General features: G+C 70.8%; 23 protein-coding genes. 9 read left to right on the top strand and 14 right to left on the bottom strand.

Annotation, left to right across the window (positions count from 1 at the left end; translation table 11 throughout):
- The first annotated feature begins 24 nt into the window (after nt 1–24).
- Nucleotides 25–1,164: a prephenate dehydratase gene (pheA, locus tag NR792_RS01350; protein WP_375758268.1), complete on the top strand. Its 1,140-nt coding sequence runs from the start codon at nt 25–27 to the stop codon at nt 1,162–1,164.
- The gene (gene pheA, locus NR792_RS01345; protein ID WP_375758267.1) at nt 1,157–1,990 is read left to right on the top strand and encodes a prephenate dehydratase; all 834 of its coding nucleotides are present in this window, start codon (nt 1,157–1,159) and stop codon (nt 1,988–1,990) included. The genes pheA (NR792_RS01350) and pheA (NR792_RS01345) overlap by 8 nt, the downstream gene beginning before the upstream one ends.
- Here pheA (NR792_RS01345) and NR792_RS01340 read toward each other — a convergent pair.
- The 6 genes from NR792_RS01340 to NR792_RS01315 all read right to left on the bottom strand — a co-directional run bounded on the left by NR792_RS01340 (nt 1,980) and on the right by NR792_RS01315 (nt 8,217).
- On the bottom strand, nt 1,980–3,116 hold the full coding sequence (locus NR792_RS01340) for a 3-deoxy-7-phosphoheptulonate synthase (RefSeq protein WP_375758266.1): 1,137 nt from the start codon (nt 3,114–3,116) through the stop codon (nt 1,980–1,982). The two genes, pheA (NR792_RS01345) and NR792_RS01340, sit on opposite strands and share 11 nt — an antisense overlap.
- Before the next feature lie 93 nt (nt 3,117–3,209).
- A complete protein-coding gene (locus NR792_RS01335) occupies nt 3,210–3,776 on the bottom strand; it encodes a tetratricopeptide repeat protein (RefSeq protein ID WP_375758265.1) in 567 nt (188 codons plus the stop codon).
- 279 nt (nt 3,777–4,055) lie between these two features.
- Complete coding sequence (locus NR792_RS01330; RefSeq protein WP_375758264.1) at nt 4,056–4,883, bottom strand: NAD-dependent epimerase/dehydratase family protein; 828 nt, start codon at nt 4,881–4,883, stop codon at nt 4,056–4,058.
- A 114-nt stretch (nt 4,884–4,997) separates the two neighbouring features.
- Complete coding sequence (locus NR792_RS01325; RefSeq protein ID WP_375758263.1) at nt 4,998–6,659, bottom strand: sigma 54-interacting transcriptional regulator; 1,662 nt, start codon at nt 6,657–6,659, stop codon at nt 4,998–5,000.
- 46 nt (nt 6,660–6,705) lie between these two features.
- A complete protein-coding gene (locus NR792_RS01320; protein WP_375758262.1) occupies nt 6,706–7,659 on the bottom strand; it encodes a diguanylate cyclase domain-containing protein in 954 nt (317 codons plus the stop codon).
- Nucleotides 7,660–7,779: 120 nt separating this feature from the next.
- Entirely contained in the window at nt 7,780–8,217 is a 438-nt protein-coding gene (locus NR792_RS01315) for a glutaredoxin family protein (protein ID WP_375758261.1), read from the bottom strand.
- On the opposite strand from NR792_RS01315, the gene NR792_RS01310 reads away from it, so the two are divergent.
- Entirely contained in the window at nt 8,110–9,273 is a 1,164-nt protein-coding gene (locus NR792_RS01310) for a DUF4388 domain-containing protein (protein ID WP_375758260.1), read from the top strand. The two genes, NR792_RS01315 and NR792_RS01310, sit on opposite strands and share 108 nt — an antisense overlap.
- Before the next feature lie 10 nt (nt 9,274–9,283).
- Here NR792_RS01310 and NR792_RS01305 read toward each other — a convergent pair whose 3' ends face one another.
- Complete coding sequence (locus NR792_RS01305) at nt 9,284–10,813, bottom strand: penicillin-binding transpeptidase domain-containing protein (RefSeq protein ID WP_375758259.1); 1,530 nt, start codon at nt 10,811–10,813, stop codon at nt 9,284–9,286.
- Between the two features lie 149 nt (nt 10,814–10,962).
- On the opposite strand from NR792_RS01305, the gene NR792_RS01300 reads away from it, so the two are divergent.
- Nucleotides 10,963–11,850 (top strand): ABC transporter permease, encoded by an 888-nt coding sequence (locus NR792_RS01300; RefSeq protein WP_375758258.1) that lies wholly within the window; start codon nt 10,963–10,965, stop codon nt 11,848–11,850.
- The gene (locus NR792_RS01295) at nt 11,847–12,758 is read left to right on the top strand and encodes an ABC transporter ATP-binding protein (RefSeq protein ID WP_375758257.1); all 912 of its coding nucleotides are present in this window, start codon (nt 11,847–11,849) and stop codon (nt 12,756–12,758) included. The genes NR792_RS01300 and NR792_RS01295 overlap by 4 nt, the downstream gene beginning before the upstream one ends.
- A gap of 19 nt (nt 12,759–12,777) precedes the next feature.
- Here the strand turns inward: NR792_RS01295 and NR792_RS01290 are convergent, their stop codons facing one another.
- Nucleotides 12,778–13,008 carry a sulfurtransferase TusA family protein gene (locus tag NR792_RS01290; protein WP_375758256.1) on the bottom strand — a complete coding sequence of 77 codons (231 nt, stop codon included), beginning with the start codon at nt 13,006–13,008 and terminating at the stop codon, nt 12,778–12,780.
- A 244-nt stretch (nt 13,009–13,252) separates the two neighbouring features.
- Here NR792_RS01290 and NR792_RS01285 point away from each other — a divergent pair, with 244 nt between their 5' ends.
- Nucleotides 13,253–15,205 (top strand): DsbA family protein, encoded by a 1,953-nt coding sequence (locus NR792_RS01285; protein ID WP_375758255.1) that lies wholly within the window; start codon nt 13,253–13,255, stop codon nt 15,203–15,205.
- Nucleotides 15,206–15,305: 100 nt separating this feature from the next.
- Here NR792_RS01285 and NR792_RS01280 read toward each other — a convergent pair whose 3' ends face one another.
- Together NR792_RS01280 and NR792_RS01275 are read right to left on the bottom strand one after the other, a co-directional pair.
- Nucleotides 15,306–15,692, bottom strand: coding sequence for a RidA family protein (locus NR792_RS01280; protein ID WP_207050426.1), 387 nt, complete (start codon nt 15,690–15,692; stop codon nt 15,306–15,308).
- Nucleotides 15,693–15,773: 81 nt separating this feature from the next.
- Nucleotides 15,774–17,993, bottom strand: coding sequence for a RelA/SpoT family protein (locus tag NR792_RS01275; protein WP_375758254.1), 2,220 nt, complete (start codon nt 17,991–17,993; stop codon nt 15,774–15,776).
- A gap of 162 nt (nt 17,994–18,155) precedes the next feature.
- On the opposite strand from NR792_RS01275, the gene NR792_RS01270 reads away from it, so the two are divergent.
- Entirely contained in the window at nt 18,156–19,349 is a 1,194-nt protein-coding gene (locus NR792_RS01270) for an FHA domain-containing protein (protein ID WP_375758253.1), read from the top strand.
- A 60-nt stretch (nt 19,350–19,409) separates the two neighbouring features.
- On the opposite strand, the gene NR792_RS01265 is transcribed toward NR792_RS01270, so the two are convergent.
- Entirely contained in the window at nt 19,410–21,089 is a 1,680-nt protein-coding gene (locus tag NR792_RS01265; protein ID WP_375758252.1) for a protein kinase, read from the bottom strand.
- Between the two features lie 113 nt (nt 21,090–21,202).
- On the opposite strand from NR792_RS01265, the gene NR792_RS01260 reads away from it, so the two are divergent.
- Nucleotides 21,203–21,970, top strand: coding sequence for an FHA domain-containing protein (locus NR792_RS01260; protein ID WP_375758251.1), 768 nt, complete (start codon nt 21,203–21,205; stop codon nt 21,968–21,970).
- Nucleotides 21,971–22,036: 66 nt separating this feature from the next.
- On the opposite strand, the gene NR792_RS01255 is transcribed toward NR792_RS01260, so the two are convergent.
- A complete protein-coding gene (locus NR792_RS01255) occupies nt 22,037–22,399 on the bottom strand; it encodes a TraR/DksA C4-type zinc finger protein (protein WP_120529590.1) in 363 nt (120 codons plus the stop codon).
- Between the two features lie 126 nt (nt 22,400–22,525).
- Here NR792_RS01255 and NR792_RS01250 point away from each other — a divergent pair, with 126 nt between their 5' ends.
- Nucleotides 22,526–23,407: a diadenylate cyclase gene (locus NR792_RS01250; RefSeq protein WP_207050421.1), complete on the top strand. Its 882-nt coding sequence runs from the start codon at nt 22,526–22,528 to the stop codon at nt 23,405–23,407.
- Nucleotides 23,408–23,417: 10 nt separating this feature from the next.
- Here the strand turns inward: NR792_RS01250 and NR792_RS01245 are convergent, their stop codons facing one another.
- Complete coding sequence (locus NR792_RS01245) at nt 23,418–23,987, bottom strand: PspA/IM30 family protein (protein ID WP_375758250.1); 570 nt, start codon at nt 23,985–23,987, stop codon at nt 23,418–23,420.
- 17 nt (nt 23,988–24,004) lie between these two features.
- On the bottom strand, nt 24,005–26,287 hold the full coding sequence (locus tag NR792_RS01240) for a VWA domain-containing protein (protein ID WP_375758249.1): 2,283 nt from the start codon (nt 26,285–26,287) through the stop codon (nt 24,005–24,007).
- Nucleotides 26,288–26,299: the final 12 nt, after the last annotated feature.

Here is a 26,299-nt window from a genome sequence, read left to right as displayed (position 1 = left end):
GACGCGAGTTGTTATGTTCCGGCAATGGCGGACATCCCCTCCCTGGAGACCCTGCGGGCGCAGATTGAACGCATCGACGAGGACATCCTCGATGCGCTCCAGCGGCGCATGGCCCTGGCCGACGACGTGGCGCGCGCCAAGCTGGTGACGGCCTGGCCCTTCCGGGACCCGCAACGCGAGGACCTGCTCCTGCGCAAGCTGCGCGGCCGGGCAGCGGAGCGCGGCCTGGATCCGCACGAGGTGGAGCGCCTCTACCGCGTCATCCTGGACATGTCCGTGGCCCGGCAGCAGGCGCTGGTGACCCGGCTGGACACCACGCCCCTGCGCGTGGGCTACCTCGGCGTCGAGGGCTCCTACAGCCACCTGGCCGCCCGCCAGCGCTACAGCCAACGTCCTGGCGGCGTGCTCCTCACCGGCTTCGACACCGCCCGGCAGGCCGTGGAGGCCCTGAAGCAGGGCGCGCAGGACCTGCTGCTCTTGCCCATCGAGAACACCACCGCCGGCAGCATGAACGAGGTCTACGACGTGCTCGCCGCGGGCGACGCCGTCATCACCGGCGAGGTGGTGAGCCAGGTGGACCACCGGCTCTTGGGCGTGAAGGGCGCGAAGCTGGAGGACCTGCGCGAGGTGCTCTCCCATCCGCAGGCGCTGGCGCAGTGCGAGGACTTCCTGCGCACGCACGTGCCCGGGGCCCGCGCCGTGCTGGGGCCGGACACCGCCGTCGCCGCGCGGATGGTCGCGGACCGCAACGACGTGACGGTGGCCGCCATCGCCAGCGAGTCCGCGGCCAGCCGCTTCGGGCTCGTGGTGCTCGCCCGCGACCTGCAGCCCGGCTCGGACTTCACGCGCTTCGTGGAGGTGGGGCGCCAGCCCACGCCGCTCGCGCCGGACGTGCCGTGCAAGACGTCGCTGCTGGTGGTGCTGGAGCACCGCCCGGGCGCGCTGGGCCAGGTGCTGCAGCGGCTCACGCAGCGTGGGGTGAACCTCTCCAAGCTGGAGTCGCGCCCCATCCCGGGCGCGCCGTGGCAGTACCGCTTCTACCTGGACGTGGAGGGCCACGCCGCATCCGCCGCGGTGACGGCCGCGCTGGACGACCTGCGCCCGCTCACGTCGTCGCTGCGCGTGCTGGGCACGTACCCGCGAGCGGAGCCCGTCGATGGCTGATGCCGCCCCCCGCCGCATCGCCTTCCAGGGCGAGCGCGGCGCGTACGGCGACGAGGCCACGGGCGCCCTCTTCGGCGCCTCGGTGACGCGCATCCCCTGCCCCACCTTCCGCGACGTCTTCCAGGCCGTGGCCCGGGGCACGGTGGACGGCGGCGTCGTCCCCATGGAGAGCGCGCTCGCGGGGCCGGTGGCGGAGGTGGTGGACCTGCTCCTGGAGTTCACCCCGCCCATCGCCGGTGAATTGCGCCTGCGCGTGCGCCACTGCCTGCTCGCGCCGCCGGGCCGCGCGCTGGAGGGCCTCACGCGCGCGCTGTCGCATCCCCAGGCGCTGGCGCAGTGCGGGGCCTGGCTGAGGAAGCACCACCTCCAGCCCGTGCCCGAAGCGAACACCGCCGTGGCCGCGCGGCGCGTGGCGCAGGAGGCCCTGGAGGGCACGGCGGCCATCGCCAGCCGGACCGCGGCGGAGCTCTACGGCCTCACGGTGCTGGCGGAGGACATCGCGGACTCACCGGACAACGCCACCCGCTTCCTCGCGGTGGGCCCGGCCGTACCGCCCAATCTGGGCTCGCGGTGGAAGACGTCCGTGGTGCTCACGCTCGACAACGGCCCCGGCGCGCTCGCGGGCGTGCTCTCGGCCTTCGCCGCGCGAGGGGTGAACGTCGCGCGGCTGGAGTCGCGGCCCGGCGGCGTGCGCGCGTGGGACTACCGCTGGTGCCTGGACGTGGATGGCGCGGAGGACTCCGCGCCGGTGAAGGCGGCCCTGGCCGAAGCCCGGAGCGTGTGCACGTCGCTCCGGGTGCTGGGCAGCTACGCGCTCAGCGACTGACGGCCTGGGCCGGAGCGGCGGCCTGCGTCCCATCGCCGTTGCTCACGGCCTCCGTGTACGCGGCGCGCACGATGTTCGTGTAGCGCTGGAGCGCGCCCAGCTGCTCCAGGCGCAGCGCCTGCGGCCCGTCGCACAGCGCCTTCTCCGGCGTCGGGTGGAAGTCCACCAGCACCATGGACGCGCCCGCGATGAGCCCCTGGCCAATCGCGTGGAAGATGTCCGGCAGCCCGTCCGGCGGGGCCTCCGCGCGGCCAATGGCGTGCGAGGGGTCCACGCACACCGGCATGCGCGTGAGGCGGCGCACCACCGGCACGTGCGCGAAGTCCACCATGTTGCGGTGCGGGTCGCCCAGGTGCGTCTTCACGCCGCGCAGGCAGAAGACAATCTTGGGGTTGCCCTCGCTCGCGACGTACTCGCACGCGTTGAGGGACTCCTCCAGCGTGATGCCCATGCCGCGCTTGAAGAGCACCGGGAAGGCGTGCTGCTGGCCAATCTGCTTGAGCAGCTCGAAGTTCTGCGCGTTGCGCGTGCCCACCTGGAGCATCACGCCCGTGGGGGCTCCCGACTTCTTCAGCGCGTCGTTGATCTCGTCGATGTGGCGCGGGTGCGTCACCTCCATCGCGATGACCTTGATGCCGTGCTTGCCCGCGGAGTCGAACACCCAGGGCAGGCACTTCGCGCCCAGGCCCTGGAACTCGTACGGGTTGGTGCGCGGCTTGTACGCGCCCATGCGCGTGGTGTTGATGCCGCAGCGGGCGAGCGCCGCCATCATCGCGTCCACGCTCTCCAGCGAATCCACCGCGCACAGGCCCGCGAAGAGGTTCACCGAGCGGTCATCGAAGGTGACGCCGTTGTACTCGAAGCCCGCAGTGGTCCGCTGACCGCCGTGCCGGCCGATGATGCGGTACTTCTGCGAGACGCGGACCACCTGGCGCACGCCGGGCAGCTGCTGGAAGGGCTCCAGCGGCACCTGCGCGGTGGAGCCCAGCAGGTACAGCTCCGTGATGGTGGACTCGGCGCCCCGGACCACATGGACACGCGGGGTGACGCCCTCGTACTGCGAAGCGAGTTGGAGGACGGCATTCACGACGGATTCGGGGGAATCCGGCTCGAGCATCACGATCATGCGAAGGGTTCTCCTGGTGGGGGGGCCGCTCGGCATTCAACACCGGCGTCCCGCCCTTTCCCTCCGCTTTTGTAAAAATTTGATGGGAGCGGCCTAGGAGGAGGCGGGGCGCAGGCGGGTCGCCAGCTGGGTGTAGTGCTCCCGCTGGGTAGGGTCCCCCAGGTGTTCCCAGACGTCCGCCAGGGCCTTGGCCGCCTCCACGTAGGCGGGCGACAGCTCCAGCGCCAGTTCGAAGACCTGACGGGCCAGCCGGTAGCGGGCCTTGTCCGGCCGCCGGCCCTGGGTCAACAGGGCATTACCCAGGGAGTAGACCTCGATGGCGGCGGCCTCGCGGTAGCCGGGGGTGGGGTTGAGCTGGACCGCCCGCTCCATCAGGAGGGCGGCGGCCTCCGGTTCACCCAGCTCCAGCTGGCAGAGCGCGGCCTCGCGGTGGGGGTCCGCCGCGGCCGGGTCCAGCTCGATGGCGCGCTGGAAGCCCTTCAGCGCCTCTTCGGTGCGCCCCAGCTGCTTGAGCGCGAAGGACTTCGCGGTGAGCGCGGGGAAGTGGCGCGGATCCACGCTGAGGACCTGATCAAACGACTGGACCGCGGCCTCGTGGTTGCCGGCCATGGAACGGTGGACGCCCTCGTTGAACGCCGCGAACAGCAACGACCTGGACATCTTCGGTTCCCCCAGCGGACAGGATTCGCAACGCCGCGCGCTTCCACGCGGCTCGAAAGCGCAAGCCTGTCACCGGGGACTGACACCTCGCAAAGGTGCGCCCCGACCCCGGCTGATGGCATCCATCGCGATCCGCTGATGACGCGGGCGGCCTCCCACGGAACGCCCGGTTCCGCCGTCCGGAATTCGCCACTGTCCCGGGCCGCCCCTCCCGCGCCAGGTCGCGAAGGAAGTCCGGGTGGAGTCCTCGCGAGGCTTGCATGCGGGTGTTCGAGCGCGTCATCGCGCCGCGGCTGGGAGGACCTGGCCGCGCGACTCCTCGTCCATCGCCGCGAGGAAGCCCGTGGTGAAGTCCGGGTAGCGCGGCGTCCAGCCCAGCGCCTCCAGCTTCGCGGCGCTGATGGCGCGGTCGCCGCGCAGGGACTCATGCAGCGACTCGAAGGGCACGCGCGGCGGCATGGGCAGCCCCAGGTGCTGGCAGAGCCAGGAGGCCGTCTCCTCCTGCGTCGCGGGCCGGCGGTCGGCCGCGCAGTACACCTCGCCCGGAGCGCCGCGCTCGAGCACCACGCGCACCGCCTCCACCAGGTCGTCCACGTGGATGCGCGACAGCCGTCCCCCACCCGACTCCGGGATGCGCAGCGTGCCCGCCTTCAGCCGTCCGGACGTGCCGCGCCCCGGGCCGTAGATGCCCGCGATGCGCAGGACGCTCGCGCCCAACGGAAGGAAGAGGGCCTCCGCCTCCAGCCGGGCCCGGGACGTCGCGGAGGCCGTATCCACCGGCGTGGACTCATCCACGTGCCCGCGAGCGGAGCCATAGACGCCCGTGGAGGACAGGTAGACGAGCCGCGATGGACGCGAGCCGGCCAGCCCCTGCGCGAAGCGGGCATCCAGCCCGGCATCCGGCGGAACGGAGTCCACGACGTGCGCGCCCGCGGTCCGTGACAGCGCCTCATCCATGGACACCACCCGGACGCCCGCGCCCTCCAGCACCGCGCGGCGGGCCGCATCCCGGGTCGTGGCCAGCACCTCGCGGCCCGCGCGGGCCTCCGCCACCGCGAACCGCGTGAGCGTGTAGCCACAGCCAAGCAGGAGGAGCGGAGCGGTCATGCCCTCCGCGATACCGGGCAACGGCTGCTCCGCGCAAGGCCCGCCCCCAACGTGAACGGCCCTCCTCCCGTCATCCGGAAGAAGGGCCGTCGTCTCACGTCTTCAAGGCCGGCTTCAGAACTCCGCGCTCGCGCGAGGGTCGATGATGCCGCACTCCTTGATCTTGTAGAGCAGCGCCTTGTAGCTGATGCGCAGCTTGCCGGCGGCGCGGCGCTTGTTCCACGCGGTGCGCTGGAGCATCGCGAGGATGGCCTCGCGCTCCGCGAGCATCGCCGCGCGCTTGCCAATGTCCTTGAGCGACAGCTCCCCGGCCGGAGGCGGCGGGGGCGGCGGCTGGGGCGCGTCGAACGGGTTCGCGTAGCGCTGCGGCGTCACGGCGTTGAACGGCGTGGCGTCCGACACCGGGGCCGGCGTCAGCATCACGCCGCGCGCGGGCATCTCCAGCACCTGCACGCCCGAGTTCGAGACCGCCGCATGCGAGGGCGGCGGGGCCGCGAAGACGCGGGCGGACTCGTCCAGGTGGCGCGACGGCGGCGGGATGAACTCGTCCCCGCCCCCGAACGACGTGGGCAGCGACGGGGCGCTCGCCGGAGCACGGCCCCCGGCGTGGATTTCGTCCAGCACCAGGGTCGGGTCCTTCAACACGCACAGCCGGCGGACCATGTTCTCCAGCTCGCGCACGTTGCCCGGCCACTCGTAGTCGGTGAACGCGTGGAGCACCTCGGAGGGCAGCTCGGACACGTTCGTCATGAAGCCGCGGCCGTACTTCTTGAGGAAGTGGTCGGTGAGCGGCACCACGTCCTCGCGGCGCTCGCGCAGGGGCGGCAGGCGGATGGCCACCACGTTGAGGCGGTAGTAGAGGTCCTCGCGGAAGTTGCCGAGCGCGATCTCCTTCTCCAGGTCGCGGTTCGTCGCCACCACCACGCGGCTGTCCACGCGGACGCTCTTCTTGCCACCGACGCGGAAGAACTCCTCGTCCTGCAGCACCTGGAGCAGCTTCGCCTGGAGGCGGATGGCCATCTCGCCAATCTCATCCAGGAAGATGGTGCCCTGGTCCGCCAGCTCGAACTTGCCCGGCTTCTCCGCCGTGGCGCCCGTGAAGGCGCCGCGCTCGTGGCCGAACAGCTCGCTCTCCAGCAGCTCTCCCGGCAGCGCCGCGCAGTTCACCTTGATGAACGGCCGGCCATGGCGCTGGCTGCGCGCATGGATTTCCCGGGCAATCACTTCCTTGCCCGTACCGGACTCACCCAGCAGCAGCACCGGCACGTCCGTGTCCGCGATGCGCTCCACCAGCGCACGCGCGCGGCGCATGGCCGGCGACGTGGAGATGAGCACGCGGGCCTCCGCCGCGGCCTCCGCGGGCGTCAGCACCACGCGGGGCGCGGGCGCGGTCGCCTGGCGCTCCGGCACCCGGGTCCCCAGGGCGCGCGCGAGCACGTCCTGCAGCTCGTCGTTGCCAAAGGGCTTCGCCAGATAGTCGGACGCGCCCATCTTCAGCGCGCGCACCGCGTCGTCCGCGCCGGACAGCGCGCTCAACACGATGACCGGGGCCGTGCCGCCCGTCCCACGGTAGCGGCGAAGCACCTCCAGGCCACTCATCTCCGGCATCACCACGTCCAGCAGCACCGCGTCGAACGAGCCACCGGAGAGCATCTCCAGCGCCTGCGAACCGCTCGACGCACAGCGCACCTGGTAGCCCGAGCTGCCCAAGAGCTCGGACAGGAACGTGCGCACCGACTCCTCGTCATCCACCACCAGCACCGCGATCCGATCCATCCCCACGCCTCCGCTCGCCCTGTGCATCAAACCCTCGTGAACTGAATCAAACCGACATCAAGCGGGCCGGACCGGCCGCCCGCCGAAGCTCGCGTGTACGCCTCAAGGTCTGCAGTGCCGCGCCCAGGAGCTGGGTGGGAGCCCCCACCGTGTCCGGGAAGCTCACCGCCCCCAGCTCCAGCGCCGTGCGCACCACGCGACCCTCCATCTGGAACCGGGCGGCCTCGAACCGCGCCTCCACCCGCGCCAGCACCTCCGGCACCGCCTCCGAGGGCGTGCCCGGCAGCAGCATGGCGAACTGACTGTCCCCTACCCGTGCCACCGCGTCGGCCTCGCGCACCGTCTGTCCCAGCACCACCGCGCTGTAGACGAGCAGCCGCTCCGCCATGCTCTTGCCGTGCTCCTTTCGAAGCGCGCTCCACCCCGTCACCTCCGCCGCCACCACCGAGAACGTCCCGCCGTAGCGCTCCGTCCGGCGGGCCTCCAGCCCGATGAGGGCCAGCAGGAACGGCCGGTTGTAGAGCCCCGTCACCGGATCATGCAGCGCCAGCGCCGTGCCGGCCTCTTCGCCCGCCGCCGCGCGCTCCACCGACTGCTTCAGGCGCATCTGCGCGTGCAGCTTCATGGACAGCTCCGCGCCATCCACCGCGCGCGGCACCACGTCCACGCACTGCCCCTTCTCCACGCAGTAGCGCCACGCGTCCCGGTCATGCGAATCCACCAGGTACATCATCGGCACCGTGCCCTTGCCCACCTGGCGCAGGCGCCGCGCCGTCTGCACCGCCGCGTAGTCCGGTGGCTGCGCGGCCAGCAGCACCGCGTCCGGGCGGATCACCTCGAAGAGGGGCACCGCCGCGTCGAAACGCGTCAGGGGAACCACGCGGAAGCCCGCCTCGCCCAGGAGCGCCCGGGTGCGCTCCAGGTCCTCCGCGCGCGGCTCCACCAGCAGCACCGTAGGAGGCTGGCCCGACTTTCCCGCTCGCTTGCGCTTCACGCCCACCGTCGACCCCTCCTTTCCAGCATTTTCTGCCCCACCACCCCTCCCACCCGCCCAGATTTACAGCCCCGTCACTTTTGCGCCCTTCGTATCCCCTCGGATTTCTTAGGAAAGGGCACTCCGTTACCCATCCTGGCCCACGGTTTTAGCAATGGGTATGCCATTCATCACCTCGCGGATCCGGGCTTCCAGGGCCTCGGCGTCCACGCGGTGCTTGAAGGCAGGCACACCCTCGATGAGGACCACGGGGATGTCGTAACGCCACGCCTCGAAGAGGTCCGGGCTCTGGAGGATGTCGGTGACGTAGAGCTCGAACGGCAGCCGGCCCTGTACCTCCTCGACCACGGCGAGGGCCTTCACGCAGAGGGAACACCGGGGTTTCGAGTAGATATCGACTCGCATGCGTTGCAGGATGGGCGCTCGATGCGCGGCGTGTGTGGTGATTTTTCGACGATGCCCCTCAAGGACCTGGTCGTCCACCTCGGGAATCGCCGGGCCACCGGCACCCTGAACGTGGAGCGGGGAGACGTGCGCAAGCAGCTTCAGCTGCGCGACGGCCACGTCATCACCGCCAGCTCCAACCAGCCGCGCGAGTACTTCGGCCAGTTCCTCATCAACCAGGGCCACCTGACGGAGGACCAGCTGGAGCGCGCGTTCGCCACGCAGGCGGAGACGCACATCCTGCTGGGGAAGATCCTCATCATGACGGGCACGGTGTCGGAAGCCACCGTGCGCACCACGCTCTCCCACAAGTTCCGGGAGATGCTGCTGGATGCCTTCACCTGGGAGGAAGGCGGCTTCGACTTCCGCGCCACGGACGCCGCGCCGGAGCTGGAGGGCCTGGACGTCAGCGTGGACCTCCTGGACGTACACCGCGAGGGCGAGTTCCGCGAGACGGCGTGGCAGGCCATCCGCGCGGTGTTCCCTTCCGGCCGCGTGCGCCTGGAGGTGGACGAGCGCAAGCTGACGGACCGCAAGGCCGGCAGCATGGACGAGCGCATCGTGCAGCTGGCGAAGGACGGCCTGAGCATCGACGGCATCGCGCTGGCGCTGCACGCCACCGACTTCTTCCTCTACCAGCGGCTGTACGCGCTCTACCGGCAGGACGCGCTGCGCGTGTCGGACGAGGCGCCCCTGCCCGCCCCGGAGCCCGGCTCGCACACCGTCGTGGTGGTGGAGGATGACGACGACGACATGGACTCGGGCGGCGTCATCGGCTCCGAGTCCTCCTCCGACGAGGTGCTCCAGGCCGCCCAGCTCTTCCTGGACGCGGGCAACCTGCGCGACGGCGAGGCGCTGGTGCGGCGCGCGCACGAGATTGCCCCCTCCGAGCACACCGCGAAGCTGCTGCGCGACGCGGAAGGACGGCTGCTCGCGGAGCTGCGCAAGGCGCTGATGGAGCCGTCGCGGGTGCCGGCGCTGATGGTGACGCCCGCGCACCTGAAGACGCTGCCGCTCACGTCACCGGAGCGCTACCTGCTGTCGCGCATCGACGGACGGCGGGACGTGGCGGCCATCGTGCACGTGTCGCCGCTGCAGGAGCTGGAGGCGCTGAAGTTCTTCCAGGGCTTCGTGGACACGGGGCTGGTGAAGCTCACCCCGCGTCCGCTGTCCTGACCGCCGCGCCTCAGTGCTTGCCGGCGGCGCCCGCGGGGGCCGTCACCTCCACCGGCGCGGGGATGCGCTCCAGCGCCAGGCGCAGGGCCTCGCGGCCCAGGTAGGAGCCGCGGATGCGCCACTTCGGGTCGTTCACGATGAGCGCGGCCACGGCGATGCGCGGGTTGTCCTTGGGCGCGAAGCCCACGAACCACGAGTAGTCCCGGAAGGGCTCGCGGTCCGCGAGCGTGCCCGTCTTGCCCACGGCGTCCTTCACCTGGAAGCCGCGCTCGCGGAAGACGCCGCGCGCGGTGCCGTGGGTGACGGTCTCCTCCAGCATCCGCGTGAGCTCGCGCGCGGCGGTGGGCGTGAGCACCGGCTCCGGCTCCGGCAGGGGCATGAAGGGCTCCGGCTCCACCAGCACGGGGTCCACCCAGCGGCCGTCGTTGGCGGCGACGGAGGCCAGCAGCGCGCCGTGCAGCGGGGACAGGTACACGTCGCCAAAGCCCGCGCCGGTGTTGGCGAGCGCGAAGCCGTCCTCCGGGATGTACGCGAGCGACACGTCCAGCGGCTGGGCGAAGGGAATCTCGCGGTTGAAGCGCAGGCGCGCCGCCATGCGCTTGAGGGCGTCCGCGGAGAGGTGCTTGCTCGTCATCTTGGCGAAGATGACGTTGGCGCTCTTGCCCATGGCCAGCGCCAGCGAATAGCAGGCGCCGTCGCGCTCGGTGTCCTCGAGCTGCCGCTCGTTCAGCCGGCGCTTGCCGCCGTGGAAGCACGCCTCGGTGTCGGGCGACACGCCGGCCTCCAGCAGCGCGCTGCCGGTGACGATCTTGAAGATGCTCGCGGCCGGGTACACCGCGCGCACGGGCAGCCCGCGCAGCTCCGGCTTCGCCTCCGAGTGCTCCGCCATCGCGAGGACGCGGCCGGTGGAGGGCTCCAGCACCACCGCGGCGCCGTAGGGCACCTGGTAGTTCTGCATGATCTTCGTGAGCGACGCCTGGAGGCCCGGGTCGATGGTGAGCACCTGATCCGGCGCGCTCTTGCCGCCCTTCACCACCAGCTTGTTGCCCTCCAGCTTCGCGCGGGCCACCAGGTCCTGCGCGCGGGGCAGCCCCTGGAGCTTGCCGAACGGCGGCGCCTTCTCCCGCGAGGGCACCGGCATCGGGGGCACCATGCCGGGCTCCAGCGCGGCCTCGTCCTTCGTGGCCAGCGCCTCCGCCAGCGCGCGGGCATCCACCGGGCGCGTGTCCGTGCCCGGCCCGGCCACCACGGCTTCAGGGGTCGTCCCGGAGTCCGGAGCCTGCGCGATGCTCGCGGCGGCCCCCGCGTCCGGCGAAGCCGCCTGTGCGCGCTGCTCGGCCTCCACCTTCTCCACCAGCGCACGGGCACCCGCGGGGCCCGCGTCCGTTGCCAGCGCGGTCACGGCCTGCGCCAGCGCCTGGGCGTCCGTCGGGGCGGCGGGTGACGACGCGGTGCTCGCGTCCGTCCCGGGCGCGGAGGCGCCCAGGAGCAGCGTGAGGGGGAACAGCGGCAGGGCGGCGAGGAGGCGGCGCTTCGTCATGCTTCGGGGCTCTCCTTGGGGGGCAGGGAGCAGACCGCCGGATCCTAGTCGCTGAGGGCGCGCTGTCCACGGCTTGCCTCCTCGACTGCTGCCTTCGTCAGGGAGAAACCTGGGAAGGTGACCGGAGGTCCAGTAGGGTCCTGTGCACCTTGGACGGACTCAAAGAGACATTGGTGATCTGGGCAGCGGAGCTGCGACGGGCCGTGAGAAGCGGCCGGGCCATCGTGCTGCTCGGGCTCTACAGCATGTTCTCCGCGCTGGTGCTGCTCGTGGTGGGCTTCGTCACCCGGGATCTGCAAGCCCAGCTGAACGCGAAGCTCGGCGCGAACGGCGAGGACTCGGAGTTCGCCACGAAGGCCGCGGAGCAGCTGCACCAGGGAGTGCTGGGCTTCCTCACCAACAACGACACCGCGATGATGGAGGCCCTGGCGCAGGTGCCCATCGTGGTGCTCATCGTCTTCAAGGTCACCCTCTTCTTCCTGCCCGCCTACATCGCGCTGATGGGCTTCGACCAGGTGAGCGGCGAAGTGGGTCCGCGCTCCATGCGCTACCTCACGGTGCGCGCGCGCCGCTCGTCGGTGCTGCTGGGCAAGTTCCTCTCCCAGGCCACGCTGCTGGTGGGGCTGGTGCTGTTCATCGACCTGGCCATCTTCATCTACGCGCGCATCCTCAACGACGACTTCGCCTTCGGGGTGCTGGTGCTCAACCTCCTGAAGTTCTGGGTCGCCACCATCGTCTTCTCGCTGGCCTACGTGGCCCTCACCAGCCTGTGCTCCAGCCTCTTCCGCAGCCCCGCGGTGAGCCTGGTCTTCAACTTCATCCTGCTCTTCGTCTTCTGGCTGATGGACTCCGTGGGCCGGGCCGTGAGCGCGGAGAACCTGCTGCGCTTCGTGCGCTACCTGTCCCCGTCCAACTACTCGGGCAACCTGCTGCACCCGAAGCTCGCCGAGTTCGCCGTCAGCGGCGCGGCGTACGCCGCCTTCGCGGCCGTCTTCCTCTTCGGCGCCTACGGCGTCCTGCGCGCGAGGGACCTGTGAGCGACCCGGCCATCCAGCTGTCCAACATCTCCAAGCGCTTCGGCCCCAAGGTCGCCGTCAACGCGGTCAGCTTCCAGGTCCAGCAGGGTGACGTCTTCGGCCTCATCGGACCCAACGGCGCCGGCAAGACGACCACCTTCTCCATGATGTGCGGCTACCTCTACCCGTCCGAGGGCTCGCTCCAGGTGATGGGCGTGTCGCCCACCACGCCCGGCGCCCTCAAGGGCCGCGTGGGCGCGCTGCCCCAGGACGCGGTGCTGCCCCCCGGCTGGGAGGTGGGCGCGCTCCTCATGTACTGGGCCCGCCTGTCGGACCTGCCCCAGCCGGAGCACGAGGCCCGGGGCGCCCTGGAGAAGGTGGGCCTGATGGAGGCCTGGAAGGTCCAGACGCAGGCGCTCAGCCACGGCATGGCCAAGCGCGCCGCCATGGCCCAGGCCCTGATGGGCCGCCCGCCCCTCGTCCTCCTGGACGAGCCCACCGCCGGCCTGGATCCGCGCATCGCCGCGCAGGTGCGCCAGGTCATCAAGGACATGAAGGGCACGCAGACGGTGGTCGTCTCCAGCCACAACCTCCAGGAGTTGGAGGAGCTGTGCGACGCCGCCGCCATCCTCGACAAGGGCTCGCTCGCGCAGGCGGGCACCATGTCCGAGCTCACCGGCCAGGGCGCCGAGTTCCGCGTCCAGATTGCCCGGGGCGACGTCATCATCCCCGAAATCACCTCCCTGCCCGGCGTCACCGACGCGCGCATGGAGGGCCCGGACGTGCTGCGAGTGCGCTTCGACGGCCAGGCCCACAAGGCCGAGGAGGTCATCAGCCGCACCGTCGGCCACCTCCTCCAGCACCAGGTGCTCATCCTCGGCGTCAGCCGCGGCCGCCGCCTGGAGGACCGCGTCCTTCAGCTGCTGTAGGCCCCCGCCCCACGGAGGCTCACCCCGCCTTGCGCACCCAGCCCACATAGTGGGCGCCGCGGCGCTCCATGCGGACGAGCGTGTTGCCCGTCGCGTCGCACCACGCGGGCAGGTCCGCCTCCAGCCCGCGGTCGGTGGAGATGAGCTCCACCAGCGCCCCGGCCGGAAGGCGGCGCATCGCCTTGGCGATCTCCAGGATGGGCACCGGGCAGAGTGCCCCGGACGTATCCACACGCACACCGGCTTCCATGGCCGTGCATCCTGGCACGAAACCCTGACTGCCAAAGTGGCAGGACGCGCGCCGTGAGAGGGAATTTTGGTCCTCCCTGCGTCGTTGTCCGCCCCTTCGAGGCCTCTGGATTCGTGGCGGACGCAGGCGGTCATCGCGGCTTGCGTGTCTGGAATTCCCTCTGTTAAGTACCCCGCCCTTTCCCTACCCAGACACCCGCTTGGGGCCCGGAGTCGGACCTATGGCGCAGGAGCATTCCCAACCCATGAAGCCCAATGTCATCGTGGCCTTGCTGGTCGGCCTGGTGCTCGGGTTCGTTGGCGGCCGTGCCGCCAGCGGCTCGAAAACCACCCCCGGCAACACGCCCTCCGTCGCGCAGGCAGCCAACAAGCCCGCGCGCGCCGTGGACCCCACCATCTTCAAGGTGCCCGTCGACGGCGCTCCCTCGAAGGGCAGCGTCAACGCGCTGGTCACCCTCGTGGAGTTCTCCGACTACGAGTGCCCGTTCTGCAGCCGCGCGGACAAGACCGTCGAGCAGCTCCAGAAGGACTACGGCAGCAAGCTGCGCGTGGTGATGCGGCAGAACCCGCTGTCCTTCCACCCGCACGCCCGCCCCGCGGCGCTCGCGGCGCTCGCGGCCGGTGAGCAGGGCAAGTACTGGGACATGCACAGCCTGCTCTTCGCCAACAACAAGAAGCTGGATGGGGAGAGCCTGGAGGGCTACGCCAAGCAGATTGGCCTGGACGTGGCGAAGTGGAAGGCGGACATGGCGGACTCCCGCCTGGGCGCTTCCATCGACAAGGATCAGGCCCTGGCCCAGCAGCTGGGCGCCAGCGGCACGCCGGCCTTCTTCATCAACGGCCGCTTCCTCTCCGGCGCGCAGCCCATCGACAACTTCAAGGCCCTCATCGACGAGGAGCTCGCCAAGGCCGAGGGCCTGGTGAAGAGCGGCGTCGCCCCGTCGCAGGTGTACGCGCGCATCATGGAGAAGGGCGTCGAGCGCGCCCCGGCCCGCGCCCAGCAGCAGGCGGAGCCCCCCGCCGCCGCGAAGAAGGTGGACGTCCCCGCGGACTCCCCCGCCGTTGGCCCGGCCACCGCGAAGGTGACCATCGTCGAGTGGTCCGACTTCGAGTGCCCGTTCTGCAGCCGCGCCGTGCCCACCATCAACAAGATCAAGGAGACCTACGGCAAGGACGTGCGCGTGGTGTTCCGCCACCAGCCGCTGCCCATGCACTCGCACGCGAAGCTCGCCGCGCAGGCCTCCATGGCCGCCCACGAGCAGGGCAAGTTCTGGGAGATGCACGACAAGCTCTTCGCCAACCAGCGCGCCCTGGAGCGCGGTGACCTGGAGAAGTACGCCCAGGAGATCGGCCTGGACATGAACAAGTTCAAGGCGGCCCTGGACTCCAACAAGTTCTCCGCGAAGGTGGACGCGGACGCCGCCGCGGGCATGGCGGTGGGCGCCAACGGCACGCCGGCCTTCTTCATCAACGGCCGCTTCCTCTCCGGCGCGCAGCCCTTCGAGGCCTTCAAGCCCCTCATCGACCAGGAGATCGCCAAGGCCGACAAGGCGCTCGCCGCCGGCACCAAGGCGGAGGACCTCTACGCCAAGCTGAACCTGGACAACGTCAACGCCGCTCCGGCCGCCCCCGCGGCGCCCGCCGAGCCGGCCGTGCAGAAGGTGGAAGTGGGCAACGCCCCGGTTCGCGGTCCGAAGAACGCGCCCGTGACCATCGTCGCCTGGTCCGACTTCGAGTGCCCCTTCTGCAGCCGCGCCGTGCCGACGCTTGAGCAGGTGGAGAAGGAGTACAAGGGCAAGGTCAAGATCGCCTTCAAGCACCAGCCCCTGTCCTTCCACCAGAACGCGAAGGCCGCCGCGCAGGCCTCCATGGCCGCCCACGAGCAGGGCAAGTTCTGGGAGATGCACGACAAGCTCTTCGCCAACCAGCGCGCGCTGGACCGCGCCAGCCTGGACAAGTACGCCCAGGAGCTGAAGCTGGACATGAACAAGTTCAAGACCGCCATGGACTCGGGCAAGTTCGACAAGCAGATTGAAGCGGACATGGCGGACGGTGCCTCCAAGGGCGCCAACGGCACGCCCACCTTCTTCATCAACGGCCGCACGCTGGTGGGTGCGCAGCCCTACGATGTCTTCAAGAAGGTCATCGACGAGGAGCTGAAGAAGGCCGGCGTGGTGATGGCGGCGGAAGCGAAGTAGCCCTCCCCCACTGCTGCTGAAGCACCCAGGCCGTCGGCTCCCACAGCGGGAACCGACGGCCTTCGTGTTTCCAGCGGATGCTCGTGTCCGGCGTGAGGCGTCAGGACACGGCGATGGCGTCGATCTCCACCTTGGAGCCGCGCGGCAGCGCGGACACCTGCACGGTGGCGCGGGCCGGCGGGGAGCCGGTGAAGGCGCGGCCGTACACCTCGTTCACCTTGGCGAAGTCCCCCAGGTCGGTGAGGAAGATGGTGCAGCGCACGACGTGGGAGAAGTCCAGGCCGCTGGCGGCGAGCACGGCCTTCAGGTTCTTCATCACCTGCTCGGCCTGCGCGACGACGTCCCCGGGGACGATTTCCATCGTCTTCGGGTCCAGGGGAATCTGGCCGGACAGGAACGTCATCTTCCCGGCGTCCACCTGCACGGCCTGGGAGTAGGGGCCAATCGCCTTGGGGGCGTCGTCGGAGTGGATTGCCTTGCGCGCCATGCAGCACACCTCGCGTTGAGGCGGCCCCGTCCAGGAAGACGGGGGCCGCGGGTCCGCCGCGCGCTGTAGCACAGGCCGGGGCTAGATTCGCTCGACCGAGTAGACGCCCGTCAACCGCTCGATGGAGCGCATCAGGTCCGTCAGCTGCTTGAGGTCGGAGATGGTGACCTCGAAGGTATTGACGGCCCGGTCGTCGCCGGTGGCCCGGCAGTTCGCCTGGGAGATGTTGACGCTCTTCTTGGAGAACGTGTTGGTGATGTCCGCCAGGAGGCCCGGCCGGTCCGCCGTGAGCACTCGCAGCGTGACGGGCCGCTTGAAGTCACCCTTCACGTCCCAGGACACGTCCACGCGCCGCTCGGGGTCCGTGGCCAGGGCCTTCTCACACCCCACCGTGTGCACCGTCACCCCCCGCCCCCGGGTGATGAACCCCGCGATGGGGTCTCCGGGAACGGGGTTGCAACAGCGCCCGAAGCGCACCAGCACGTCGTCCACGCCGCCAATCTGGACGCCGCTGCGGCTGTTGCGCCCCACCAGCCGCTTGGCCAGGTCCGTCATGCGCGACAGGCCCGGCAGCATGGAGGCGTTCGCCCCCGTGCCACTGCCCGTCCCGCTGCCGTCCGTGGGACGCGGAGGCGGCTCCGCCTGCGCCAGCTTGTCCTGCGGCACGATGCGCTGCACCAGCTGCTGCGGCGTCACCTTGCCGTAGCCGATGGCGACCAGCAGGTCGTCCTCGACGCGGAAGCCCAGCTCCTCGGCGACCTTCTTGAGCTCGCCGGACTTCATCTGCTTGTTGAAGTTGAGCTGGAAGCGCTTGAACTCGCGCTCCACCAATTCGCGGCCCAGCTGCAGGCTCTTGTCGCGCTGCTGCTGCTTGATGAAGCCGCGGATGCGCTGCTGCGCGCGGCTCGTCTTGACGAAGGTGAGCCAGTCCTTGGACGGGTGCGCCTGCGGGCTGGTGAGCACCTCCACCGTGTCGCCGTTCTTCAGCTTGTAGCGCAGGGGGACGATCTTGCCGTTCACCTTGGCGCCCACGCACCGGCCGCCCACGTCCGAGTGGATGGCGTACGCGAAGTCCACCGGCGTCGCGCCGCGCGGCAGGCTGCGCACGTCGCCCTTGGGCGTGAAGACGAAGACCTCGTCGGTGAAGAGGTCCACCTTCACCGTCTCCAGGAACTCCTTGGGGTCCTTGAGGTCCTGCTGCCACTCCATCAGCTGGCGCAGCCAGGCGAACTTCTCGTCGTCCTTGGAGATGGGCGCGCGGCCTTCCTTGTAGGCCCAGTGCGCCGCGATGCCCTCCTCCGCGATCTTGTGCATCTCCGCGGTGCGGATCTGCACCTCCACGCGCTCGCTCAACGGACCAATCACCGTGGTGTGCAGGGACTGGTACATGTTGGGCTTCGGGATGGCGATGAAGTCCTTGAAGCGCCCGGGCACCGGCTTCCACATCTGGTGCACCATGCCCAGCGCCTCGTAGCAGGCGGGCACGGACGGCGCGATGATGCGGAACGCGATGATGTCGTGGATCTGATCGAAGTCGATGCCCTGCGACTTGATCTTCTTCCAGATGCTGTAGACGTGCTTGAAGCGCCCGCTGACGTCGCCCTTGAGGCCGCGCTCCTGGAGCTTGGCGCGCATCAGGTCGCAGGTGTCCTCGATGTACGCCTCGCGCTCCTTCTTGCGCTTGTTGAGCTGCTCCTCCAGCGCGAAGAACTCCTGGGGCTTCACGTAGCGGAAGGACAGGTCCTCCAGCTCCGTCTTGATCCAGGAGATGCCCAGGCGGTTGGCCAGGGGCGCGTAGATGTCCAGCGTCTCCTGTCCGATGCGGGCCTGCTTCTCCTCGGACATGTGATCCAGCGTCCGCATGTTGTGCGTGCGGTCCGCCAGCTTCACGAGGATGACGCGGATGTCCTGCGCCATCGCGATGATCATCTTGCGGAAGTTCTCCGCCTGCTTCTCCTCCTGGGAGAGCGTCGCGGACGCGGAGAACTTGGACAGCTTCGTCACGCCGTCCACCAGCTGGGCGACCTCCGGACCGAACAGCTCCGTGAGCTCCTCCGCGGTGGCGAGCGTGTCCTCGATGGTGTCGTGGAGCAGGCCGGTGACGATGGACGCCTCGTCCAGCTTCAGCTCCGCCAGGATGCCCGCCACCTCCAGGGGATGAATCAGGTAGGGCTCTCCGGACTTGCGGAGCTGCCCCTGATGGACCTTGGCCGAGTAGACGTACGCCTTCTTGATGATGTCCAGGTCGGGGTCCGGGTGGTACGACGCAACCCGCTGCAGGATGTCGTTCAGGCGAATCATCGAGGCGGTGACAATCGTAACTGCCTCAAACAGCAGGGGCAACGTTACCCTGGAACATCGCGTGCCCCGCCGGGTCCTGGATGGAGCCCGGGCGCCTTGGACACGGGTCCGAGGCTTTCATTGACCCGGCGTTTCACGCCCCCCTAGATTGGCCCACTGCCCATGTCTCTGCTTCTGCTGTCCGCGCTCCCGGTGGTCTGCCCGAATTGTGACGGCTACAACCCGCCACGCTCGGCCACCTGCGTGCTGTGCGGCCAGGCGCTGGAAGAGGCCGCCGCGGCCCCCCGTCCGGTGGCCGCGCCCCCTCCCCGGCCGGCGACGCCGCCCCCGGTCGTGGGCCCCGGCCGCCCCGCCGCCGTCGCGAGCTTCACGCGCCCGGGGGAGGTGCTGGCCCCGCCCACGCCGCCCCCGCCTCCCAGCGCGGTGCCGCCCGGGCTCAAGCCCTCCGCGCGCACCCCGCCGCCCACCGCCGCCCAGGGGCTGATGGTGGAGGCCCGCCGGGCCGCGCAGCCCGCCGGGACGCCGCCGCCCCCGCCGCGAGCAGGCTACGGACCCGCCCTTCCGCCCGCGAACACCCGTCCGCCTCCGCCCGTGCCGGACAGCGCGCTGCCCCCCCGGGGCGGCACGGGGGCCACGGCCCCGGTCCCCGGTGGCACGCCCCCCACGGCCCCCACGACCACCGGCGCGACGGCGCGTCCGGCTCCGGTGGCGTCGCGCTTCGGGCTGGCGGTGATCGCCGGGACGACGCGCGGCCAGCGCTACAAGCTGCCGGTGACGGGCTGCGTGGTGGGCCGCCAGCGCGGCGCCATCCTCTTCCCGGACGACGTCTTCGTGTCGCCGCTGCACGCGACCTTCCTGGTGAAGGACGGCGCCCTCTTCGTGCGCGACGAGTCGAGCGCGTCGGGCGTCTACGTCACCTTCGCCGGCACGGAGCCGCTGGCGCCGCGCGCCCTCTTCAGCGCCGGCCAGCGGCTGTTCCGCTTCACCGGCCGCGTGGAGTCCCCACCGCCAGTGGCGGGCCGGCCCAACGCCTACGGCTCGCCGGTGCCGCTCGGCCAGGCGCTGTACGGCGTGGAAGAGGTGCACATGGGTGGCAGGGCGGGCCGCGCGGTGGTGACGGCCGCGGCGCTGCTCACCATCGGGCAGGCCCACTGCGACCTCGCGTACCCGAACGACGAGGGGCTCGCCGGCCGCCACTGCGAGCTGAGCCCCACGGCGACGGGCGCGATGCTGCGCGACCTCTCCGGCGGCCTGGGCACCTTCGTGCGCATCCCGCCCGCGACGGAGCGCCCCCTGCGCCCGGGCGACCGCGTCCGCCTGGGCCAGCACGTCATGCAGGTGGAGACGCTGGGCTGACGGGGAGCGGCCCGGGCCCCAACAGGCCGGGCCCGACTACGGCGTCATCCAGCCGGGCTCTCAGGGCGCCGAGGGACGCGCCACCGGGCTGCCCAACCGGACCTCGATGTACGCACGCGCGCGCGAGTCCGGCATGTCGGTCAGGTGGCGCACCCACCAGCCGCGGGCCTCGTCGGTGTTGTCGCGCTGCCAGTACAGCTCGCCCAGCTTGAGGGCCAGCTCCGCTTCCGGGTTGAAGTTGAAGGCTTCCTTGTAGCTGGAGGTCGCGCGGCCCAGCTCCCCGGCCAGCACGTCGCGGTCCCCGTCCTGCGTCAGCTTGCGCGCCTTGTCCACGTTGCGCGCGTTGCTGGGGATCTGCCGCAGGTAGTCCGGCTGATCCGAACCCGACGTGAGCAGCCGGGGCGCGTTGGGCGGCGCCACGTACTGGCCCCCCTCGGAGCCGCTGCCCGCGCCAATGCCGAAGTAGTAGACGAAGAAGCCCACCGCCCCCAGCACCAGCACCGTGGTGAGCGCCTTGAAGAAGAGGATGATGCCGTCGCCGCCGTTGGAGGCGGGCGCTACCACGGAGGTGCGGGTGCCCTCGGGCGCGAGCGTGGCCTCCTCGGAGACAGGGGTGCGCGAGTTCGGCAGGCCCTGCACGGTGGCTTCCACCGTCACGTCGTTCCAGCCCGTGTTGTTGCGCGCGGCGTTGTGCGCGGCCTGCGACCTGCGCGGGATGGGGGCCAGCACGCCGGAGGCCTGGGGACGGCGCCCGCCGGTGTCGCTGGCACTGCTGGCCCCGCCGCGACGGCGCTCCTTGTCGACCGCGAGCAGCTCCGTCTTGAAGGCCGCGGCGTTGGCCGGCCGGTCATCCGGGTCCTTGGACAGGACGCGGAGGATCAGCCGCTCCATGCCCGGGGAGATGCGCGCGTCCGGACGGCGGCGCGTGGGCGGGGGCGGCTCCTCGGTGAGGTGCTTGGTGGCGAAGCCCACCGCCGAGTCGGACTCGAAGGGCAAGAGGCCCGTCATCAGCTGGTAGAGGATGACGCCCACCGCGTACAGGTCCGAGCGGTGATCCAGCACCGCGCCCCGCGCCTGCTCCGGCGACATGTACTCGGGGGTACCGCACACGAAGCCCGCGCGCGTGAGGGCCGGGCCCTCGTCCTGCGAGTCGGTGATCTTCGCGATGCCGAAGTCCAGCACCTTCACGAAGTCCGGCTCGTTGCGGCGCTGCTCCACCATGATGTTCTCGGGCTTGAGGTCCCGGTGGATGACGCCCGCGCCGTGCGCGTCCGACAGCGCGCTGAGGATTTGAAGGGCGATGCGCACCACGCGCGCCTCGCCCAGCGGCCACTCGCGGCTGAGGATCTGATGCAGGTCCTGCCCGGCCACGTACTCCATCGCGATGAAGAGCGCGCCGTCGTCGGCCTGGCCGAAGTCCAGCACGCTGATGGAGTTGGGGTGGTTGAGGCGGCTGGCCGCCTTGGCCTCGCGCTGGAAGCGCGCGACGGTGCGCTCGTCCGACAGCAGCGTGTGGCGCAGCACCTTCAGCACCACCACCTTGTCCAGCGCGAGCTGACGGGCGCGGTACACCTTGCCCATGCCGCCTTCGCCGATGAGGGCCTCCACCCGGTACTTGGAGGCAATCGTCTTGCCCACGTATTCGTCGCCGCCCTCCGCCGAGCGCAGGAGCGTCGCGCCGCAGGCGGGGCAGTAGCGGGAAGAGTCTTCGGCGTCAGCGCCGCAGGAAGGGCAGTACACGTCAGCGTCCAGTCAGTGGGGCCGGGACTTCACCATGCCCCTCGGGTGGGGAGCAAGCCGTGCGCTTCTCGGGCCCCCCAACGCGGCGCGGGCCTGCTAGAAGGGAAGCTCCCATGGACGCCGTGGAATATTGCCCCCGCTGTGACACCGAGAATTCCCGGGATGCCACTGTGTGCCGAGCTTGTGGCTCGGCGCTGCGCTCCGGGACGATGGTGATGGCCGTGGCGCACGTCTCGTCGCGCCCGCAGGTGTCCATCCGCGTGGTGCGGGCGGACGGCGGCCCCGAGTCGCTCGTGCGCATGCAGCGCGACACCCTCACCTGCGGCCAGCAGGCGGACATCGCGCTCAACGACGACCCGTTCATCATGCCCGTGCAGGCGCGCTTCTTCTTCTCCGGCGCCCGGCTCGCCATTGAGGACGTGGGCGGCGCCAACGGCGTCTTCGTGCGCCTGCGCAACGAGCGCGAGCTGCCCGCCGGCGGAGAGCTGCGCCTGGGCCGTCAGCGCCTGGTGCTGGAGCCCATCCCCGCCGCGGCGCTGGGGCCCGGCGGCACGCAGGTGTGGGGCTCGCCGGATCCAGGCTACCGGCTGCGGCTCATCCAGCTGTTGGAGGGCGGCCTGCGCGGCGCGGCCTTCCCGCTCAAGGACGGCGACAACCTGCTGGGTCGTGAGCAGGGCGACATCGCCTTCCCCACGGACGGCTTCGTGTCCGGGAGGCATGCGCTGCTACAGGTCAGGGGGGACCGGCTGATGGTGCGCGACGTGGGCTCGTCCAACGGCACCTTCATCCGTCTGGCGGGGCCGACCTTCGTCGACAACGGCGACCACTTCCTCATCGGCCGTCAGCTGCTGCGGGTGGAGATCCAGCCCGCGGCGGCCTGAAGCGACTGCACGCTGAAGCGCGGACCGCACGGGAGCACCGTGCGGCCCGGTGAAGCCAACGGCCTTTCAGCCGTAGGACTTCTCCTTCTTCTCCTGCTCTTCCTTGCAGCGGATGCAGAGCGTCGTCACCGGACGCGCATCCAGACGCTTGGGGGAGATGTCCTCCTCGCAGCGCTCGCAGATGCCGAAGGTGCCGTCCTCCACGCGCTTGAGCGCGGCGTCGATCTTCTGCAGGAGGAACTTCTCCCGGTCGCGCAGACGAAAGACCATGGACTGGGTGTACTCGGAGGCGGCCTGGTCGATTTCGTCAGGCAGGTCGTCCGTGTCGAAGGACGATTCCTCCACCAGGGTCTTCTTCGCGCTTTCGAGCAGGCTCGCTTTGCTGTCCTCGAGCATCTTCTTGTAACGCTTGAGATCTTTCTGGTTCACAGCCTGCGGCTCCGTTGGACGGGTAGAGGGGGCCTGACCCCGAAAAAAAGGGCCCGAAAGCTTTATTCAGGCAGCTGCCAGTGTCAAGCTGACCTGCTTTAAAAACGTGGGTGCACGAGGGGCGCCTTGAGCGACAACACGAAGTTCGATCGGGAATTCTTGCGCTCGGCGCTTTCCCTGGCCGCCAAGAGCGAGGTCGACCACTTCCTCTACATCAGCGACACGCCGATTCCGCCGGAGGACCTCCGGGGTAAGCCCGCGCGCAAGAAGCTGGTGTACGCGGTGACGCTGGACAAGCTGGCGCAGGAGCACCAGCACAAGAAGGTCCGCGCGCTCGTCATCCCCGCGTATGACTACTCGCGCACCGAGCGGGTGAAGGTGGCGCTCGTGTCCGCGCTGTCCCAGGGCGCGTTCAAGGAAGGCGACCTCGTGCTCTGCATGACGGGCAAGGTGGGCCGCGCGCCGGACACGCTGATGCAGATGCGCATCGGCGGGTCGCTGGACGACCGGCTGGCCATCGAGGGCGTGAAGCTGGGCGAGGAGTTCAACTCGCAGGTGGTGGACGCGCTCATCCAGCTGGCGCTCCAGATTGGCCAGGAGGGCTTCGAGGGCCACCCCATCGGGACCATCATCACGATTGGCGACCACACGGCCGTGCTGGAGAAGAGCCGGCAGCTCACCATCAACCCGTTCCAGGGCCTGTCGGAGTCCGAGCGCAACGTGCTCGACCCGAAGATCCGCGACGCCATCAAGAACTTCTCCGTGCTGGACGGCGCGTTCGTCATCCGCGAGGACGGCGTGGTGCTGGCCGCGGGCCGCTACCTGTCCGCCAACGACGACACGGTGAAGATTCCCCTGGGCCTGGGCGCGCGTCACGCGGCCGCCGCGGGCATCACCTCCACCACCCACTGCATCGCGCTCGTCGTGAGCCAGACGTCCGGCGCGGTGCGGCTGCTCAAGGGCGGCAACATCGTGCTGGAGCTGCACCAGACGGCGCGGCGCAACTAGGCCCCCTCCCCTACTTCACGCGCTCGGGCGTCGTGGGGGGCTGGTGCTCCTCGCGGTAGATGTCCGCCAGCGCGTGCGCCTTCTCCACCTCGTCGCGCGCGGCCTCCAGTGCCATCACCCGGTCGAAGCGCTCCACCTGCTCGCGCAAGGCCTCGGTGACGACGCCGCCCGCGGCCATCCGCGCGGACGCGCTCTCGCGTTCGATGCGCAGGTCCGCCACGCGCTCGCCCAGCTCGCTGGCCGCGCCCAGCAGCAGCTCCGAGTCCCGCTCCGCGCGCCGCAGCGACTCGCGCGTGGACTCCAGCAGGCGCTCGGTCTGCACGCGGTCGCGCTCCAGCACGCCCACGCCCTTCGCGTCCCCCCGGTCGTGCGCCGTCTGGCGCCGTCCGGCGATGTCGCCCAGGCGGGCCGTGTAGCGCGTCACCCCGCGGGAGAGCTCGCCCTTGAGGGCCAGCAGCGTGGCGGCGGACTTGCGCACCTCGGCCGCCTGGCGCTCCAGGTCCTCGATGAGCCGGTCGAACGTGGCCAGCGGGTCCACGGGCGCCGGAGGCGTCTTCTTGCGTTTGAGGAAGCCGAACATGGCGCGTGCCCTGAAGCCTACCCGAACGGGCGGCAGAGCAGCCGCACCCGTTCCAGCGCCTCGCCCACCGGACGCGCGCCGCCGGACAGCACGGCCAGGTAGCGCGCGGGCGTGAGTCCGTAGACGGACAGCAGGTGCTGCAGGAGCACCACGCTCTCCGTCGCGCGCCGGTCCGCGGGAGCGAGCGACGCGGCCTCGCCCACCGCCTCCAGGATGTCCGTCACCCGCGCCACCAGCTCCATGCCGGGCACCTCCGGCACGGTGGACGCCGGGGGCGTGGAGGGGAAGAGCGCGTCGAAGGAGGCCTCCACGGCCACCCCCGTCCCGGGTGCGCGGCCAGCCGCCACCGCCTCCAGCGCGTCCAGGTGCGGGGCCAGCGCCTCCAGGGCCTCCAGCGAGGCCGGCACGTCGCGCGGCAGCAGCGTGCGCCAGGGCGTGTCGAACTCCGTGCGCGCCCAGCGGATCTCCTCGTCGGAGAGCGGGTGGTAGAAGGCGCGGCCTCCGGCGGCGCGCTGCTCCAGCACCAGGGACTTGAGGTCCGGGTTCTCCTCGCCCAGCGAGATGAAGCTCAGCGCGATGTCCAGGGCGCCCATGGGCGCGCGGGTGCGGCGGATGAGGTCCAGGTCCACGCGGTCCTCGCCGTCGGTGATGAGCACCACCGTGGCGCGCGCGAGGTACGGGTCGCGCCCCTGCGCGGCGCGGATGGAGTCGAACGCGGACAGCAGGGCCAGCGAGATGTCCGTCTGCCCCTCCGCGGGCGAGTCCCGGAAGAGCTTTTCAATCTGCCGCGTCGCCTCCGCGGCGGTGTCCACGCGGGCCAGTTCCGTGGGCACGTCGTTGAAGAAGCTGAAGTAGAGCGGGTCGAAGTTCTCTTCGCGCCGTGCCTTCACGCGCAGGTTGTTCAGCTCCGCGATGATCAGCGCGTCGCGGAAGCGGGCCCGCGCACCGTGCATGGAGCCGGAGGCGTCACAGACGTAGACGCGCACGGCGGTGCGCTTCACCTTGCGCGGCTTGGGGGGCGGCGCGTCGTCCAGGTAGGTGCGCACGAGCTGCCGGTGCGCCGCGAGGTCCTGGAGGATGCGCCGAGGATCCGTGATGACGAAGTGGTGGACCTCGTCCAGGCTCCCCGTCGTGGCGAACGACATCGTCTGCGTGGGATAAGGCACCTGGCGAGGGACGGCCCGGGCCGCGGCGGCGTCCTTCTCGACGATCTCCTCCGACAGCGCGTCCTCCACGTCGAAGTAGCGCGCGCACCCCGCCGCCAGGTCGAACGTGGCCAGCTGCTCCGGCTTCAGGGAGAACGCCAGGTCCGCGAGCTGCTCGTCCGGCGCATCTTCCGCCTCGCGTCCGGAGTCCTCCTCGGCATCCGCCTCCCCCAGCCACTGCAGCCGAGCCCCCGCCTCCGCCTCCTCCACCATCCGCGTCAGCCGCTCTTCAGGGGGAAGCAGCGGCGTCAGCGCGCGCCGCGCCGCCGAGGCCAGCTCCGCGTCCCCCGCCTCGATGGCGCGCTCGTAGAGGCCCTGCAGCGAACGATAGGCGCCCCGGGGATCCTTCTGGGCGGTCTCCCGCACGCCGCGCACCAGCGCCTCCAGGGAGCGCGTGGGCGGCACCTCGCGCACCCGCTCGCGGGCCTCCGCCACGTCGTTGCGCAGCGCCATGCTCCGCGCGCGGTCCGCGTCCGTCGTGCCCAGGCGCAGCAGCATCTCGTGGGCCAGGTCCAGGTCGCGCCGCTTCTGCACCAGGTCGATGACGTTGTCCCGCGCGCGGGCGGCCAGCAGCTCCGCGATGGCCAGGCGTGCGTTGGCGGGAGGCCGCTCCCGGGTCGTCTCGCTCGGGCGCTCGAAGATTTCAAACGGCGCGTCGTCTCCGCCCTGCGCCTCCAGCGGACGTCCGAAGAGATCCGCCACCTTCATCGCGCGGGCCAGCCGCACGAAGCCGCGGTCGAGCGCCGTCAGCGCCCCCGCGGGCAGCTCCCCGGAGCGGTGCGCGCGCTCCACCAGGCGCAGGCACTCCTCGTACTCCTCCAGCGCCTGGTTCGCGCGCGCCGCCAGGCCCTGCGCGAGCGCCCCCGCCCTGCCCCGCTGCGTGCCCAGCGCGAGCAGCAGCCGGGCATCCGCGGCGGTGTGGATGCCCACGCGGTCCAGCTCCCGGTCGAGCGCCACGAGCACCGGCAGGCCCAGGTCCTCCGGCCCCTTCAGCTTGCGGCCGAAGGGCCAGGACCACGCGCCGCCACGCGCCGCGACGGGCTGGCGGAGCGCATCCAGGCGCTGCCGCAGGGGGGTGAGCCGACGCGCCAGCACGCCTCAGCGCCG

The organism is Corallococcus exercitus (genome assembly GCF_042231735.1).
GTDB classification, from domain to species: Bacteria; Myxococcota; Myxococcia; order Myxococcales; family Myxococcaceae; genus Corallococcus; species Corallococcus exercitus_B.
The sequence above is the reverse complement of the archived record's forward strand: the minus strand, read 5'-3'. Positions and strand labels throughout refer to the sequence as shown.

Bases quoted from the DNA above. Each gene is read 5' to 3' on its own strand.
- NR792_RS01310 (WP_375758260.1), top strand. From the start codon at position 8,110: ATGCCCCTCAAGGACCTGGTCGTCCACCTCGGGAATCGCCGGGCCACC.
- NR792_RS01325 (WP_375758263.1), bottom strand. From the start codon at position 6,659: ATGGATCGGATCGCGGTGCTGGTGGTGGATGACGAGGAGTCGGTGCGC.
- NR792_RS01340 (WP_375758266.1), bottom strand. From the start codon at position 3,116: ATGATCGTGATGCTCGAGCCGGATTCCCCCGAATCCGTCGTGAATGCC.
- NR792_RS01270 (WP_375758253.1), top strand. From the start codon at position 18,156: ATGTCTCTGCTTCTGCTGTCCGCGCTCCCGGTGGTCTGCCCGAATTGT.
- NR792_RS01335 (WP_375758265.1), bottom strand. From the start codon at position 3,776: ATGTCCAGGTCGTTGCTGTTCGCGGCGTTCAACGAGGGCGTCCACCGT.
- NR792_RS01260 (WP_375758251.1), top strand. From the start codon at position 21,203: ATGGACGCCGTGGAATATTGCCCCCGCTGTGACACCGAGAATTCCCGG.
- NR792_RS01280 (WP_207050426.1), bottom strand. From the start codon at position 15,692: ATGGCGCGCAAGGCAATCCACTCCGACGACGCCCCCAAGGCGATTGGC.
- NR792_RS01290 (WP_375758256.1), bottom strand. From the start codon at position 13,008: ATGGAAGCCGGTGTGCGTGTGGATACGTCCGGGGCACTCTGCCCGGTG.
- pheA (WP_375758268.1), top strand. From the start codon at position 25: ATGGCGGACATCCCCTCCCTGGAGACCCTGCGGGCGCAGATTGAACGC.
- NR792_RS01330 (WP_375758264.1), bottom strand. From the start codon at position 4,883: ATGACCGCTCCGCTCCTCCTGCTTGGCTGTGGCTACACGCTCACGCGG.
- NR792_RS01275 (WP_375758254.1), bottom strand. From the start codon at position 17,993: ATGATTCGCCTGAACGACATCCTGCAGCGGGTTGCGTCGTACCACCCG.
- NR792_RS01245 (WP_375758250.1), bottom strand. From the start codon at position 23,987: ATGTTCGGCTTCCTCAAACGCAAGAAGACGCCTCCGGCGCCCGTGGAC.
- NR792_RS01285 (WP_375758255.1), top strand. From the start codon at position 13,253: ATGAAGCCCAATGTCATCGTGGCCTTGCTGGTCGGCCTGGTGCTCGGG.
- NR792_RS01305 (WP_375758259.1), bottom strand. From the start codon at position 10,813: ATGACGAAGCGCCGCCTCCTCGCCGCCCTGCCGCTGTTCCCCCTCACG.
- pheA (WP_375758267.1), top strand. From the start codon at position 1,157: ATGGCTGATGCCGCCCCCCGCCGCATCGCCTTCCAGGGCGAGCGCGGC.